Origin of the sequence: Desulfosporosinus sp. I2 (assembly GCF_000960765.1) — a bacterium.
Classification (GTDB): Bacteria; Bacillota; Desulfitobacteriia; order Desulfitobacteriales; family Desulfitobacteriaceae; genus Desulfosporosinus.
Genome location: NZ_JYNH01000005.1, coordinates 83,726 through 98,149 on the forward strand (window position 1 = coordinate 83,726; position 14,424 = coordinate 98,149).

At 43.3% G+C, this 14,424-nt stretch carries 16 protein-coding genes; 6 read left to right on the top strand and 10 right to left on the bottom strand.

Going from position 1 to position 14,424, the window contains the following annotated elements; translation table 11 throughout:
- The first annotated feature begins 21 nt into the window (after nt 1-21).
- The 4 genes from UF75_RS26775 to UF75_RS02750 all read left to right on the top strand — a co-directional run bounded on the left by UF75_RS26775 (nt 22) and on the right by UF75_RS02750 (nt 1,859).
- Nucleotides 22-195, top strand: coding sequence for a DUF3787 domain-containing protein (locus UF75_RS26775; RefSeq protein WP_082074980.1), 174 nt, complete (start codon nt 22-24; stop codon nt 193-195).
- Nucleotides 196-482: 287 nt separating this feature from the next.
- The gene (locus UF75_RS02740) at nt 483-1,112 is read left to right on the top strand and encodes a YeeE/YedE thiosulfate transporter family protein (protein ID WP_045573058.1); all 630 of its coding nucleotides are present in this window, start codon (nt 483-485) and stop codon (nt 1,110-1,112) included.
- A 9-nt stretch (nt 1,113-1,121) separates the two neighbouring features.
- On the top strand, nt 1,122-1,352 hold the full coding sequence (locus UF75_RS02745; RefSeq protein ID WP_045573080.1) for a sulfurtransferase TusA family protein: 231 nt from the start codon (nt 1,122-1,124) through the stop codon (nt 1,350-1,352).
- A gap of 15 nt (nt 1,353-1,367) precedes the next feature.
- Nucleotides 1,368-1,859: a YeeE/YedE thiosulfate transporter family protein gene (locus UF75_RS02750; protein ID WP_045573059.1), complete on the top strand. Its 492-nt coding sequence runs from the start codon at nt 1,368-1,370 to the stop codon at nt 1,857-1,859.
- A gap of 91 nt (nt 1,860-1,950) precedes the next feature.
- Here the strand turns inward: UF75_RS02750 and UF75_RS02755 are convergent, their stop codons facing one another.
- The 4 genes from UF75_RS02755 to UF75_RS02770 form a co-directional block, all read right to left on the bottom strand.
- Nucleotides 1,951-2,853, bottom strand: a complete 903-nt coding sequence (locus UF75_RS02755; RefSeq protein WP_045573060.1) for a selenium metabolism-associated LysR family transcriptional regulator — start codon at nt 2,851-2,853, stop codon at nt 1,951-1,953.
- A 252-nt stretch (nt 2,854-3,105) separates the two neighbouring features.
- Nucleotides 3,106-4,569, bottom strand: coding sequence for a hypothetical protein (locus UF75_RS02760; RefSeq protein ID WP_045573061.1), 1,464 nt, complete (start codon nt 4,567-4,569; stop codon nt 3,106-3,108).
- Nucleotides 4,570-4,585: 16 nt separating this feature from the next.
- Nucleotides 4,586-4,999 (bottom strand): hypothetical protein, encoded by a 414-nt coding sequence (locus UF75_RS02765; protein WP_045573062.1) that lies wholly within the window; start codon nt 4,997-4,999, stop codon nt 4,586-4,588.
- A gap of 73 nt (nt 5,000-5,072) precedes the next feature.
- Entirely contained in the window at nt 5,073-5,699 is a 627-nt protein-coding gene (locus UF75_RS02770; protein WP_045573063.1) for a cytochrome b N-terminal domain-containing protein, read from the bottom strand.
- Nucleotides 5,700-5,781: 82 nt separating this feature from the next.
- Between UF75_RS02770 and UF75_RS29810 the strand changes: the two genes are divergently transcribed.
- Nucleotides 5,782-6,012, top strand: a complete 231-nt coding sequence (locus UF75_RS29810; RefSeq protein WP_242860086.1) for a hypothetical protein — start codon at nt 5,782-5,784, stop codon at nt 6,010-6,012.
- A 331-nt stretch (nt 6,013-6,343) separates the two neighbouring features.
- Here UF75_RS29810 and nrfD read toward each other — a convergent pair whose 3' ends face one another.
- The 5 genes from nrfD to UF75_RS26095 are packed head-to-tail and all read right to left on the bottom strand — an operon-like array spanning nt 6,344 to nt 11,323.
- The gene (gene nrfD / locus UF75_RS02780) at nt 6,344-7,261 is read right to left on the bottom strand and encodes an NrfD/PsrC family molybdoenzyme membrane anchor subunit (protein WP_045573064.1); all 918 of its coding nucleotides are present in this window, start codon (nt 7,259-7,261) and stop codon (nt 6,344-6,346) included.
- 1 nt (nt 7,262) lies between these two features.
- Nucleotides 7,263-7,832, bottom strand: a complete 570-nt coding sequence (locus tag UF75_RS02785) for a 4Fe-4S dicluster domain-containing protein (RefSeq protein WP_045573065.1) — start codon at nt 7,830-7,832, stop codon at nt 7,263-7,265.
- On the bottom strand, nt 7,819-8,400 hold the full coding sequence (locus UF75_RS02790) for a molecular chaperone TorD family protein (RefSeq protein WP_045573066.1): 582 nt from the start codon (nt 8,398-8,400) through the stop codon (nt 7,819-7,821). Before UF75_RS02790 ends, UF75_RS02785 begins: the two co-directional genes overlap by 14 nt.
- Nucleotides 8,400-10,646: a thiosulfate reductase PhsA gene (phsA, locus tag UF75_RS02795; protein ID WP_045573067.1), complete on the bottom strand. Its 2,247-nt coding sequence runs from the start codon at nt 10,644-10,646 to the stop codon at nt 8,400-8,402. The genes UF75_RS02790 and phsA overlap by 1 nt, the downstream gene beginning before the upstream one ends.
- 59 nt (nt 10,647-10,705) lie before the next feature.
- Nucleotides 10,706-11,323: a rhodanese-like domain-containing protein gene (locus tag UF75_RS26095; RefSeq protein ID WP_052692967.1), complete on the bottom strand. Its 618-nt coding sequence runs from the start codon at nt 11,321-11,323 to the stop codon at nt 10,706-10,708.
- Nucleotides 11,324-11,719: 396 nt separating this feature from the next.
- Here UF75_RS26095 and UF75_RS02805 point away from each other — a divergent pair, with 396 nt between their 5' ends.
- On the top strand, nt 11,720-12,718 hold the full coding sequence (locus UF75_RS02805) for a rhodanese-like domain-containing protein (RefSeq protein WP_045573068.1): 999 nt from the start codon (nt 11,720-11,722) through the stop codon (nt 12,716-12,718).
- Nucleotides 12,719-12,813: 95 nt separating this feature from the next.
- Here the strand turns inward: UF75_RS02805 and UF75_RS02810 are convergent.
- The coding region (locus UF75_RS02810) for a 4Fe-4S dicluster domain-containing protein (protein ID WP_045573083.1) at nt 12,814-14,424 on the bottom strand (1,611 nt) is incomplete at its 5' end.

Genomic DNA, 14,424 nt, shown 5'->3' on the forward strand with positions numbered 1-14,424 from the left:
AATCTTAAAGGAGGTATAGTGATGACTGAAAATAAGTCCAAAGAAAAGTTCTTAGCAAACCCAATTGAAAAACATGACACGGCGGCTTGGCGAGGGCATATCGAAAGCGTTAAACCCCAATCGAATGTTCCTATCCCCAGTGAAGAATCCGTGCAAAATGCCAAGGAATGGGTGGATACAAATTCCTTGTCCTAACAAATAACCACGATTCTTTTCTTATCTGCAACTCTGCAACGCTGCAACCAATTTTCGGCTGCCTAAAGAATGAAGGCATGTCACTTTGAATGACATGCCTTTATTCTTTAGGCTAATGCCCAGATATTTATTGACTTTATATGAATTCAAAGATAAGTCGTTACTTTTAACGACCGAATCAGAGTTTTTAACTATTTTTTAAAGGAATTTTCCGGTCATAGTCGAATTAAGAAGTAATAATATTATCCCAATTAGATTTGATAAACTACTAAAAAGAGGGGAGCAAAATGGAAAATAGTGCTTTTCGTTCCCAACGGAAATGGAACATCGGATTTATTCTATTTCTTACGTTGTTGCTCGCTCTTCTTTCGCAAATAAGCATCCATCTAACACTCATCATGGTTCTCGGAATTAGTTTGGGTTTTGTCTTACAAAAGTCTCGCTTTTGTCTTGTGTCTGCGTTGCGAGATCCAATATTAGTCGGTATGACCCAACTCACTCGAGCCTTTCTTTTGCTTTTGGGGATAAGCATCCTGGGCTTTGCGCTGGTTTCCTGGAGCGCTGCGCAGAGAAATATCCCGTTGAGCCTTAATATATTTCCCTTCGGGGTTCATACCGTTGTGGGTGGTCTGTTGTTTGGGATAGGAATGGTGTTGGCTGGCGGATGTTCGACCGGAATTCTAATCCGTATTGGGGAAGGGTTTGCCATGCAATTGGTGGCTTTTTTCGGTTTGGCTGTGGGCTCTGTTTTGGGAGAACGATCAGTAAAAAAATGGAGTAACGCCTTTGGTGAATGGCCGGGGATTTTCCTGCCGGATATCTTAGGGTGGGTCCCGACCCTTATTCTGGAGATAATTGCCTTATCCGCCCTATGGCAGTGGGCTAGATGGTGGCAAAAAAAACAATTAGGGGAATAGGTGACAATTATGACTCGTTTTGCAATTGATATATGGGGAGAAATGTGTCCAATTCCCCTAATTAAAGCAAAAAAGAAGTTGTTATCCATGCAATGTGGAGATATTTTGGTTCTAGAGACTGAACATAGTTGTACCTCAAGAGGGATTGTAGTTTGGGCAAAAGCCAATCGATATACCATTGAAGAGAAAGAAGTTGCGAATGGAATATGGCATCTTGAACTTACGAAAACGCATGAGTAGAGAGTGTGAGCATCAATGAAAAAGACTTTACAGACAATTATCCATGGCCCTTGGGCTTATTGGGTAGGGGCCATTATTTTAGGTGTGCTCAACATACTTGTGCTGATCGTGAGGCGTCAACCCTGGGGAGTTACTTTGAATATTGAAAATTGGACGGAATGGATCGGTACTAACCTTGGAATACTCAATGACCGAGGTTTTACGTTTCAGGGATTAATGGCTGCCTCAGGAACCTATTTGAACCTGGGGTTGTTGCTAGGTGCTTTTTGGGCAACCTTAGTCGCTTCGCAGGTTCGCTTTCGGCCAATCCGTGATAAAAAATTCTTTTTTTCTGCTTTGATTGGTGGGCTGCTCATGGGCTACGGAGCACGAATTGCTTATGGTTGCAATGTAGGCGCCCTGTTGAATGGAATTGCTTCTAGTTCTCTTACCGGCTGGATTTTTGCAGTCGCTGTCTTTTTGGGAGCTTGGTTAGGGTCAAAACTTCTCCTTAAATATTTAATTTAAAGCTGTAACGAAACTTAGCCCAAAAAGGGGACGTATCGAAACTAAGTTCAAACTTAGTTTCGATACGTCCCCTTTACATTGGTTCCATTTTTCAACAAAGGCAGCTTTCTTCAGGATTCGTGAGGAAGTTAATAAACAGCTTTGCCTTAGTCGTAAGTGGGCGACTATTAGGATAAACAATATTAAAAATCAGAGGCATATCCATGTCGATAATCCTTAGCACTTTAAGAGTTCCCGTATACGCTTCTTTGCGAACCGCCAGTAAGGGCATAACCGATCCCCCCAATCCAGCCTCAACGGCAGATTTAATGGCATAGATATTCTTCATCTCAGTAATCACATTCAGTTGATTCACAGAATAGCCATGACGAGCTAAAGCGCTTTCCAAAATCTTCCTCGTTCCAGATCCGTCTTCTCGCATAATTAGCGGTTGTTTGAGGAAGTCTTGAAGGGAAATAACGTCTCCTTCAGCGGGATGCTGAGGAGGGACAATAAGTACTAATTCATCCGAAGTAACATGAATCGCTTTAAGTGTAGAAGACTCCGAGTCTCCTTCTACAACACCGAGATCAACGACATCAGACATAACCATACTCAGAACCTCTTCGGCATTGGCAATATTTAAGCAAAGCTCGACCTCTGGGTATTGTTCTTTAAACAAATAAATTGAGCAAGGAAGTGAGACATTTCCAATAGTGGTACTTGCACCTATCACTACTTGATTGTTTTCATGCTTAAATACAGTTTCGATTTGTTGCTCCATTTCGTCTTGAAGGTCAAGGATCTTTAGTGCATAGTTATAAAAGACTTCTCCAGCCTTGGTAAGCATCACACCCTGTGGAGTTCGGGTAAGCAATTGCCCTTGGTAGTATTCTTCTAAATTTTTGATATGTGTGCTAACAGCCGGTTGACTCATATGCAACAATTTAGCAGCTTTAGAAAAACTTTGTTGGCGCGTTACCATACAAAAGATCTTAAGTTGGTTACTATCCAATACAATTTCACCGTCCTCTAAGTTTCTAAGGTTATTAAGGCCATTGAGGCCATTGAGGCTATTGATGTTATTTAGGCCATTAATGCCTTTAGGCTATTGATGTTATTTAGGCCATAAATGCTATTTAGTTTATTAAGCCTATATTAGTATTTTATAGTCAGGCACTTTAGAATTCAATGAACTAAACTTTGGTTCACGTTCATTTTTTAATTATCCACCTACAATAGTTCCCTCTGCAATGAAACCATGATCTCATTTTCCTCCCGAGGAAGGTTTATCCTTCGAAGCATCATGGCATTTATGGCAGTCCTCGGAAGACTGTTTATCTGGGTCCTGGCGACATTGACTGTCAATAACTTGTGGAATTAAATATTTTTCCCCATTGGTTTTACGATAATTGAACCATTTACCCTCTTCCTGACGGACATAAGCTAATTCCTCTCCCTTGGCTGTCTTAAGAATGACATCTCCCATTTTAAGAGGTGGAAAGACTGGATTGATGCGAGCTTCCGCCCAGGCCATATCGGATTTGTCCGTTATCTTCCACTCTATTGGCTTGCTAGCCATAGTCCCATGACAGTCAAGACATTGGATTTTCAACGCTTTCCATTCAGAGTAGTACATCTCTCCGTCCCCCATGGTCTCCTTGCGGGTATGGCAGTCTATACAGTCCAAGTTGACTTCGCATTTAGTAAAGACCAATCCTGGGGAATAAACATTCTGCCAGCGTGTCTCGAGACTCTCTTTGTCCGGGGGTGGTGAAGATTTAACACGGTCTAAATCCTGGCGAGGAATAAAATCCATCGTGTCGATCTTATAAGTTCCCTGATTATGACATTGATTACACTGGGTGTAGGGGATTTGCACGGTCAGACGGTGAGATATTCCATAACCCGTTTTTGACTGGGGTATCGTGACATCCTTTCCCTCATAAGTGTGTTTTGTATTGCTTAGCACATGACAACTCTCACACCCGTTAGCTTGGACTTCTTGCCCCGGTAGTTCTCCCCCGTTCAGGTGGCAAACTGCCAAACAGTTCTGCTGAAATTTCGGTTCTTCAACACGATGGTTAAAGGGAGTTTGTACATCGGCAGCCGTCTCCCCAGGTTTTAGTAGTACCCGCGGTGGGATGTCCAGTCCATGCATGTACCTGGTCATGGAGAGTTCACCCCCTTTGCTGGCCATTAAGGCTGTAGTCAGCAAATCCACTTGGTTGTCGGCCTCTTGTCGATTTCCGCTATGGCATTGCCCTACTTCCGAGCTCCCTCCGCAACTCAAGCGAGCCACCTCTAACTGACCCGGGTGCCCCCCGCCATACATCCCCTCATGAGCAGTCTTCTCCTCCACGGACAAGGCATTCCCTCCATGACAAACTGTACAACCAATACTATCGCTGGGGTGAGAAGCCGAAATTTCTTCAAGCCCTATATGACACGTAGTGCAACGTTCAAGGCGACCGTTCGATAGGCGTATCTCCTGTATAGCTGGCTTCTTTTCCTGCCACTCTTTGATTTCCTGTTCTAATTTCTTTACTTGCTCTTCTCCTTGAACCGTGGACATAGTTCCCTGAAGTTCTTTAATCTGAGCTTGAAAATACTTTGTTTGCCAATCCTGCCACGGGGAAGAACTAAACGAGTTTATCGCCAGGAAAAACATGATGAGGCAAAAACTAATCGCTAACCCTAGAAGTATTATTAACCGCAAACGTTTGGTCATGCTGGAAGCTCCTCCTTTACCCCATAAACATATATAAGAAAGTTAATCCTACCCAAACCAAACTTAGGATCAGGAAAATTATCCAAACCCACATTTTGCCCACTTTTTGCCCCCACCAAGGCAGGGTAAATAGCACTGCCATAGATAGAAGAGGTAAAACCCACCCACTCAGCCACGCCGGCCACTGTTGTAACAGCCACTGGATTGCCCCAAATACCCATGGGGCTTTGGAGATGCTTACTGCCGCCGCCTTTGGAGAGCTATCTAAAGGTACTTTTACACTAGCAGTCAATGCCAATAAAAAGCCCAACCAAAGAAAAGTGCCAATGTACTCCCTCACCTGTAGCTCGATCAGTGGTACTTTTTCCTGGCGTCCGCTCTGCTCAACTTCTGCTGGCGCTTGAGTCCTTTCACCTTCTAGTAGGTCCATCTATTCTCACCTCACGTCCAGAGCACGTTCGTTTTATCCTAATCATGTTCCCTCATCTCATACAGAGTGCCCCTTACAAAGGCCGCACTCCGCCGCCTCGCCGGATCCTCCAAAAATGAAACAACTGCAAAAAACCAACTGCACCTGCCAAAATAAAAGCGTGCCAGACAAACATATTTAAGGTACTGCCATTGAGGGGTGATGGTTGCCCAAAAAAAACGGTTGCCAGAGCCTGTCCCCCTGGTAACGATGTGAACAGAGCTTGTCCAACGGTTGCCGCGGCCCCGCTTTCTTGCCCCCCCCGGAGCAGGTAACCAGAATAATCTAAGATCACTGTCAAGCCAAAAAGCACTACCCCCGTAATCCAATTAAGCTCGCGCAAAGGGCGGTAAGCCCTCGACCATACCACTCGTACCATATGCATAAAAACACTGATCACCATCATCTGGCCTGCCCAGAAATGCAGGGATCGGACGAATCCCCCGTAAGGCAGAACGGAATTTAGTTCACTCAGAGAAGCAAAAGCCCTATCTCCGGGCTGGTAATAGAACAAGAGTAACACACCAGTTATAGTCAATACTATAAAGGCCAAAAAAGAAAATCCACCCAAACAGAATGTGGCTCTCAACCGTAGAGCACCCGTCCTTATTTGACGGGGGCGAATATGTCCCATAAAGGAATTGTTCCCTTGCTTACCCATCTAATTCTCCCTATCCAGCTTAATCAGAATTGCCTTCCCTGCTGCCTTTGCCTACCCATCTCTCGTCCTATACTGCTGGCTGGTGCAGATAAAGAAAACCGTCTTTCTCCTTCACTTCCGCCCGCACCAAGGGACTCACCGCGGGACCTTGTACAGGCTGCCCATCCCTGTTGAAGCGGCTGCCGTGGCAGGGACAAAGCCACAGATCCTGTTCAGGGTCATAGCTCACCTCACACCCCAAATGAGTGCAGCTGGCCCACATCGCCTCCACCCCATCGTTTCCTTGCCGCAACCAAAAGCGGGTTTGACCTAATCGTTGCCAATGAATCTTCAATGGCATCTCACTACTGGCAATACGGGCCACAGCCAGTTGGTTTTCTTTCGCTCTTAAATAGTGACTGACAGGGTAAAGACAACCTATACCTAGCACTAACAGAGTCTTTCTCCCCAGACTTAATACCTGCCGCCTGCTATAGAGTGTCTGATCAAATGTCAACAAATCCACCCTCTTTTAACGATGATTGTAAACTTTCGCACTCTAAAACATTATACATGGATTTACGCCATTGATGTTAAAAGAAAACGAGCTCTAAGCCCGTTTAAGTGAGAATGGAATATAAACTTTAATTTTAACCAAAACAAGATTATTTAAATAACTGTCCAGTATACACAACGAAATATCGCAAACAAAATCCCCCAATGACTACCATCCCGCAAACAGGTAAAATAACATTTTTGTGCTTTGCAAGGCTATAGATTGATAAAAGCAATGGACTCATCAATCCTAGAATAACGACACCTAACCAGAACAAGACAGCCATACTTCCGGTAAAGAATACAGGTTTGACGGATAGATAAAGAATGAAGATTAAAATAATCTCGAGGATAATTAAGACGATATCAATTTTTTTATAGGTTGTTAGATCCCCGCAGTTCAAGGCTCCAATCAAGGTTGCTGCTAAACCAGTCGAAATAGCAGACACTAAAAATAGAATCGGTAAGAATGGAATCCCCTCAATACCCATAAACGGTGTGTGCCAGAAGTTATTAGTTGTCACAGCGGATAATAAGAAACCAGTGTAGGTCGCAGTCCCTATAGAAAATAGAACTCCCAAGCCAGCCACTGGTTTTCGAAATGCTTGAAGGCCCTGGCCTACCGAAGTAGCGGCTACTTCTGTATTCGCAGAAGTAATCTTAATCTGTTTTTGCGCAGCAGCGTTTAACCATACAAGAACCCCATAAACAACTGACAAGGCTGTGAAACCCGAAACGATAAAGACGCCGATTGACATGACAGATCCCATATTTACATTAAGAAGAAGTTTCCAAAAACTTAACGGACGACCTAAATCAACAACTAATAACCCTAAGCCGACGATAATAGAAACGATCGCAATATAGGCCCCTGACTGAATTACCTTTGGATACTGCTTTTTGCTGAAGAGATCCGTCATTGAAGCAGTTAGGAATGCTCCGCCAGCAATTCCCGCTAGGAATAAATAAAAAGCTATGGCTCCACCCCAAGCAACTTCATCGACACTAACACCCCAAATAACATCCACGTTACTTCACCACCCCTTCATAAATGTAATAAACATTAGGGTGAGTACCTAGCTCAGGTTTGCGAACTTCTCCTTTATGCTTTGCCAAGAACTGAGAGGCTTCACTAAGTGGATCATTAAGGTCGCCAAACATTAAAGCACCACCAACACAGGTCGAAACACAAGCGGGTTTTTCCCCATTAGAAACCTTTAATTCATAACAGAAGGTGCATTTGTCTGCCGCACCCGTTTCTTTGTTAAGAAAACGCGCATCATAGGGGCAGGCAGTCATACAATACTTGCAACCAACACACTTATCAACATCGATTAAGACAACTCCGTCTTCATTGTAGTAAGAAGCTTTTGTCGGACAAACGCTTACACAGGGTGCCTTTTGGCACATTTGACAAGCTTCCTTTACAAAATATTGTGAAACATTAGGGTAGGTACCCTTCAGCCCATTTGCGGGAGTCTTCGTTCTAAACTGTCCTTCCGGTACATTATTTTGGAACTTACAAGCGACTGTACACGCCTGACAGCCAATACATTTCGCCAGGTTAATAATCATGGAATACTTTTTAGCCAACAACATCACCCTCTTTCTGTGAATTAAACTGTTTGACTTCCAGAATTGCGGCAACCTCAGAGTAAACCGGACGATTAGAATTCTTAATCCTAAGTAAAATACTATTTAAAAAAGGAGTTAAATGCTTTTTCTGAAACTCCATTAATGAGTCAGTCTGTCCATTTCGGGCTAGCAACGCACAGAACTCTAATTCAGCGGCTAAATGGTCAGGAAGTTCTCCACTTTTTTCCCCCATACAATACCCACAATTTGCATAAAATTGTTGAACATTAAACGCTTCTTTACCTAACACTAAACCTTCCTCACCGCAATAAACTGAGGCATAAGGAGAGGCTTCAACTGCACCTGTTTCGAAAAGTGGAATATAGTGTTCCCATAAGGCATTAAGCCGCTGTTCCCCTGCTGGAAATTGACGACAAAAAGTTGTCAATTTCTGAACCGAGTCGTCAATTTCTGGAATTACTTCAGACCAGAGATCAATAAACTCTTCTAAATGATCCGCAACATCTGGGTTAGGTCGGTGGAAAACTGCTGCAAATGACAAGTATAGTTCTGCAATCATGCTGTTGTCCATTAGGCTTTTCGAACCGTTACAAACGTAGTCGAGGTCACGGCGTTGCCAACTTCCCCAATTTCATGGGGAATTAAGTAATTATCATGAATGCCCTTACCAAAAGCTCTTTTAAGTTCCGGTGAAATTCGTCCAAACCCGTGATAACAGAAAACAGAATCTGGCCGAATTCCTTCAGTCATTTTCAATTTGCCTTTTTGCTCATAGGTTCCTGAAGAAATAACGACCTCATCTCCATCGTTTAAGCCGAGTTTTCTACAGCTCACTGTATTCATCCACAAAGTATTGGTCGGCATTAACTCGTTCAGTATCGGGACATTTGCCGTTCCGGCGTTCGTGTGTACAGCTACTTTACCTTGGACAAACCGAAACTTGCCCTCTTCTGGTTGCGGGTGACTAACATATTTCGGGACACCTTGTTTTGTTGCTTCTTCTACCTCTTCTGAGAAGATTTCAATCTTTTTACTTTGGTTTGACAAAACGCTATCCAAGGATGCTTTGGAGTCATTAGCTCGAACATAAAAGGCATTCATCCCTGGGGGAGTCCAAACCCCCAGTTCCTTTATTTGAGCTAAGGTTAAACCAGTTGGGGCTATTTGTTGAGTTATATAATCTTCCATATCCTTGAATTTAAAATAATCGCCCAAACCCATCTTTTCCCCAAGTTCTTTATAAATCTGCCAGTACGGTTTTGTATCTGGATAAACAAGCGGTACAGCAGGCTGTCTTATCACATATTTAGGGGTTAATCCAGACATATCAAAAATCGGTTCATAACGTTCTAAATAGGTGCATTCCGGTAAAACTACATCCGAAAAATAGGCAGTGTCCGTCATATAGACATCACAAGTTACCAAAAGATCAAGTTTTTTGAAAGCCTCTACCATCCTCATACTTCCAGTCAGTGAAATATAGGGATTAAATCGATGCACAAGCCATGCTCTGATAGGGTATGGCTCTTCAGTTAAGATGCTCTCTGCAATTTTTCCGACGGCCCCATCATACGCAGGAATGATTTGACCTGGTGTGCCTTTAACGCCTGTCCCATCAATCCGGCCCTTGGATGCCTTGGGGAAACTAGGTTGGGCTACACTCCCTAACCCTTTAGCGTAAGCGGCTTGATCCGAAAAACTTTTTAAGAAATTAGCCGGTTTGGTTGTATAATATCCCCCCGGAACTTCTAAGTTTCCAATCATCATATTTACTATCAGAATCGCACGACGTAGTTGATAGTCATTGGGTGTATAAGCTGTTCGCCAACCAAAGTCTAAAATAGCTTTAGGCTTTGCAGCGGCAAATTCTCTAGTTATCTGAATAATTTTTTCTTTGGAAATTCCAGTCTCTTTCTCTGCCCACTCCGGAGTTTTATCCTTAACCTCTTCGGCCCATTTATCAAAGCCCTCCGTATATTGGGAGATAAAGGCTTGATCATAGAGATTTTCCCGAATCATGATATTGGCCATAGCCATGACAAAGGCCAAATCAGTGGCGCCTTTAATAGGAAGCCATTCTCCTTTTGAAGCAGTAACACTAAAACGCGGATCGAGGACTACAAGCTTAGCCCCATTGCTTAGCGCCTTGGAAACTGCTCTTGCCTGAGCAACATGAATTCCTTCAAACCAGTTTCGACCAATAGAGATAAGATACTTGGTATTGGCATAATCTGCTGCGATCGCTTCATTTCCAAAGGTAGTCTCTAAGGCTACGGAACGAGTCATCGGACAGGTTGCCTCATGGGAAAATACATTAGGGGAGCCCAACGCTTTACCAATCGACCGAAAAAACCAATCATGGGGTCCTTTACGACTAGCCAGGGCGATAGCTTCCCCGCCGTATTGATCCTTGACGTTATATAATTTATCGGCTATATAAGTGTATGCTTCGTCCCAACTAACTTCTTTGAATTTGCCTTCCCCTCGTTCACCAGTACGAATCATCGGTTTCTTAATTCGTTGAGGGTCATATAGCAATGACGGACCTGCATTTCCTCTCGCACAGATTACGCCACCAAAAGCTGCATCATTGGGATGACCCTCAATCTTGCAGACCTTTCCGTCTTTGACTTTAACGGCAATTGGGCACTGGTTTCTACACATTTCACATGAAGAAAAGACAGTTGTTTCAAGATCTTGACTAGCTGCTTCAGCTTTGTTCGAGTCCAAGTTATTAAAGGTTCCGAAACCACCCACGAGCGCCACGGTTCCGCCTGTTCCATAAAGTATACCCTTTAAGAAATTTCTCCGTTTCATCTTTTCCCCTCCATTCATTAAGAAAGTTGTACTTTAATATTTCATTAACCACAATTGTTCTAACAGCCGCCTACCATCTCCTGGACTTCGGGCTTAGGCGCTTCCGTATCACCACTATTTTTTGTTTCGCTATTATTAGTGTCAGCGCTGCTGTTGCTACCTGCTGAGCTGACGATTCCTCTCCACTGCAACATGCCCCCGGTTAAAACTTTTACTTTGTTTTGGTCATAACCCTTCTCTACCAGAACATGCCAGGCTGACTCTGCACGGGTACCATTAAGATCGATTAGGACGATATCTTTGTCCTTACTAATCCGGGCAAGATTTTTCTCAAGATCACCCAAAGGTCTGTTAAGTGCCATCTTGATATGCCCCGTGGCAAATTCTCTGGCTTCTCTTACGTCAATTAACTGCAACCCTTTATCATCCACCAGGGCCGCTTCCAAATCAGTGACCGATAAATTGGCAGTTGCCGGTACCCTGTCGGCAGAGACGCCTTGGAGAGGTTTAGCATTCTGGTTAACCTCAGCCTTCGACGGGTCTTGAGCCTTGTCAACCGTGCCCACCGTTGACGCGCTATTGCCACAGCCCACTAAAAAAGTCATGCCAAAACCTAATAACAATAGATAGATAACAGTCAAACTCATGGCTCGCATTGACATCGACTTAGTTTTCAAATTTCTCGCCCTCCTCTTAAATAAATAATTCACAAGTCTGATTACGATGATTTCTTCAATTATCGCCTAAAACTATATATTCACTATTCTCTAAACAGAACATTTTTCCTGCCGTTAAAATTTAATGTTCATATTCTTTAATGTTATAAGCATATAACTAAATGTTATAAGCATAGTTATGTTTTAATAAAATTTATTTATGATGAATGGAAATAAAATTACCTTATTTATTAATTTTATAGGTGCATAACAAATATTTATACGATTAACTCAGTTGTGATAGAGGGGTTTTTCACATGCTTGTAGAATATTTATGTTAAATAACATATTCCAATTTAAGTTAGAATATAATCTAAATAATTTGGAATATAATTTAAAGTTGAGAGGATGTTTTAAATGTTAAAAAGAAAATTATCGCTCTTTTTGACCTCCCTTGCAATTGTCGGCCTTCTTGTAACTGGGTGTGGTCAAGCCCAACCCGCTGCCACTACTCCGTCTAGTTCACCAGTAGCAGCCGTATCTCTTCCTGCAGAAGACCCAGCAAAAGCAATTAAAGGAGCTGTTGAAACTTACTTCAATGATATTGGCTCTAATGTTAAAGACTCCTATAAGATAGCTGAGAAAGATTTAAAGGATGCGCTCGATAAAACCCCCGATAAATACGTAATATTGGATGTTCGTCGTGCGGATGCATATGCTCAAGGACATATTAAGGGAGCTATTAACGTGCCCTATGGCCCAGATATCGCTAAAAACCTGGATAGCATCCGAGCAATCGCCAAAGACAAAACGTTAATCGTTGCTTGCTATACCGGACAGACCGCCGGTCAAACAGATTCACTTCTCAATGTTGCCGGAATCAAGACCCTCTCCTTAAACTCAGGAATGGGTGGCAGCGGCACTGCAGGCTTTGAGACCAGGGGTTGGTTAGGGCAGAAGTATCCGACTGTAACAGAACCAACTGTAATGCCTACAGTTCCTGCAGTCGCTAGTAAGAGCAAAGCAATTGATGAGGCAGTTCAGAAATATTTTAATGAATTGCCAAAAGATTCCAATAAAATTGAGCTCCCGGTTATGAAAGATGCCCTTGCCAAAGAGGCTGACAAATACTACTTGGTTGATGTTCGCAAAGCTGAAGATTTTGCTAAAGGCCACATTAAAGGCGCGGTAAACATTTCCTACGGTCCTGACATCGCGAAAAACCTCGATTCGATCAAGGAAAAAAGCAAAGGTAAAACTGTCGTTGTCTATTGTTATACCGGACAAACGGCTGGGCAAACCGACTCCATGCTTAATATCTATGGCATTCCCACAAAGAGTCTGAATTTCGGATTCGGTATGGCTGGCTTTAGTAAAGGGTGGAGTTCTGACAAATCTTATGAAGTTGTACAATAATACGAGTCATTTAGTTATCTGAAGAATAAAGGCATGCCAATTTTGATGATTGACATGCCTTTTGTCATATTATTTGATAAAAACCCTAGAGTTTATCAATATTGCATTTCTGCATAACGCTTTAAAGTCTGATATTTTTCTCGAGCATGTCCTTCTGCCTCGTCGAACATCTCTTGAGCAACTTCCGGGAAAACGTTCATCAGAGAAGAATATCGGATTTCGCCTTTTAAGAAATCTTGGAAGGAAGCCGAAGGCTCTTTTGAGTCTAGAACAAACGGGTTCTTACCTTGCTCTTTAAGACGGGGGTCATGTCGCCAGAGATGCCAATACCCTGCTTCGACAGCCTTCTTCTGTTCAAGGATACTCGTGCCCATACCGGATTTAATCCCGTGGTTCACACAAGTAGCATAAGCAATAATAATCGACGGTCCACGATAGCTTTCAGCTTCAGCAATTGCCTTAATCGTTTGATTCATGTTAGCACCCATAGCTATTTGAGCAACATAGACATAACCGTAGGTCGTAGCAATCAATCCTAGATCCTTTTTGCGGACCTTCTTCCCGGCGGCTGCAAATTTAGCAATGGCGGCGGTCTGGGTTGCCTTTGAGGCTTGTCCACCCGTATTGGAGTAAACCTCCGTATCCATGACTAGGATATTCACGTCATCTCCGCTCGCGATGACATGGTCTATGCCATTATAACCAATATCATAAGCAAAGCCATCCCCGCCAAAAATCCAAACAGAGGGTTTGATGAGATAATCTTTCTTCCCCTTGATTTCACGCACAATCGGATTACCAGCAGCATCTTCCTTGCTCATCGCTTCAAGTACGCGGGCAGAGGCTCGTTTTGATCCTTCTCCATCCTCCATGTTTTCTAGCCATTCCCTGAAAGCTTCTTTGAGGTTTTCGCCAATCGTACTCTCCAAGCCCTGTTGCATAAGCTGAGCTAGTTTAGCTCGAATTTGCTTTGAACCCAGATATATGCCATAGCCAAACTCAGCATTATCTTCAAAGAGTGGACTCATCCAGGCGGGTCCTTTGCCTTCTGCATTAACCGTATAAGGAATAGACGGTGCACTGCCGCCCCAGATGGAGGAACAACCTGTTGCGTTAGCAATTAACATACGGTCACCATATAACTGTGTAATAAGTCGAGCATAAGGGGTCTCACCACAGCCTGGACAAGCTCCATGGAACTCCAGCAGTGGACGAGCGAATTGACTCCCTTTTAAAGTCTTAACATCCATGAGCTGACGTTTTTCGGTGACATTTTTAATCGCATATTCCCAGTTTTCTGATTCCATTTCAATCTCATGGTCGGCGGGTTTCATCACAATTGCTTTACCGGGTGCCGGACAAACGTCAGCACAGTTTGCACAACCTGTACAATCAAGGGGCGTAACCTGAATACGATAGTGGTAACCTTCCAGCCCTTTGCCGATAGGCTTCTTCGTCTTGAAAGTATCCGGAGCTTTTTCAAGCTCGCTATCATCCAAGAGGAAAGGCCGAATGGTGGCATGGGGGCAGACATAGGCACACTGATTACACTGAATACATTGATCGATTTGCCATTCGGGTAAATAAACTGCAATTCCCCGTTTTTCGTACCGTGTTGTGCTTAAAGGAAAAGTACCATCCTCAACCCCGACAAAAGCACTCGTCGGGAGGTCTTCTCCATCGTGACGAGCCATAGGTCGCTGAAT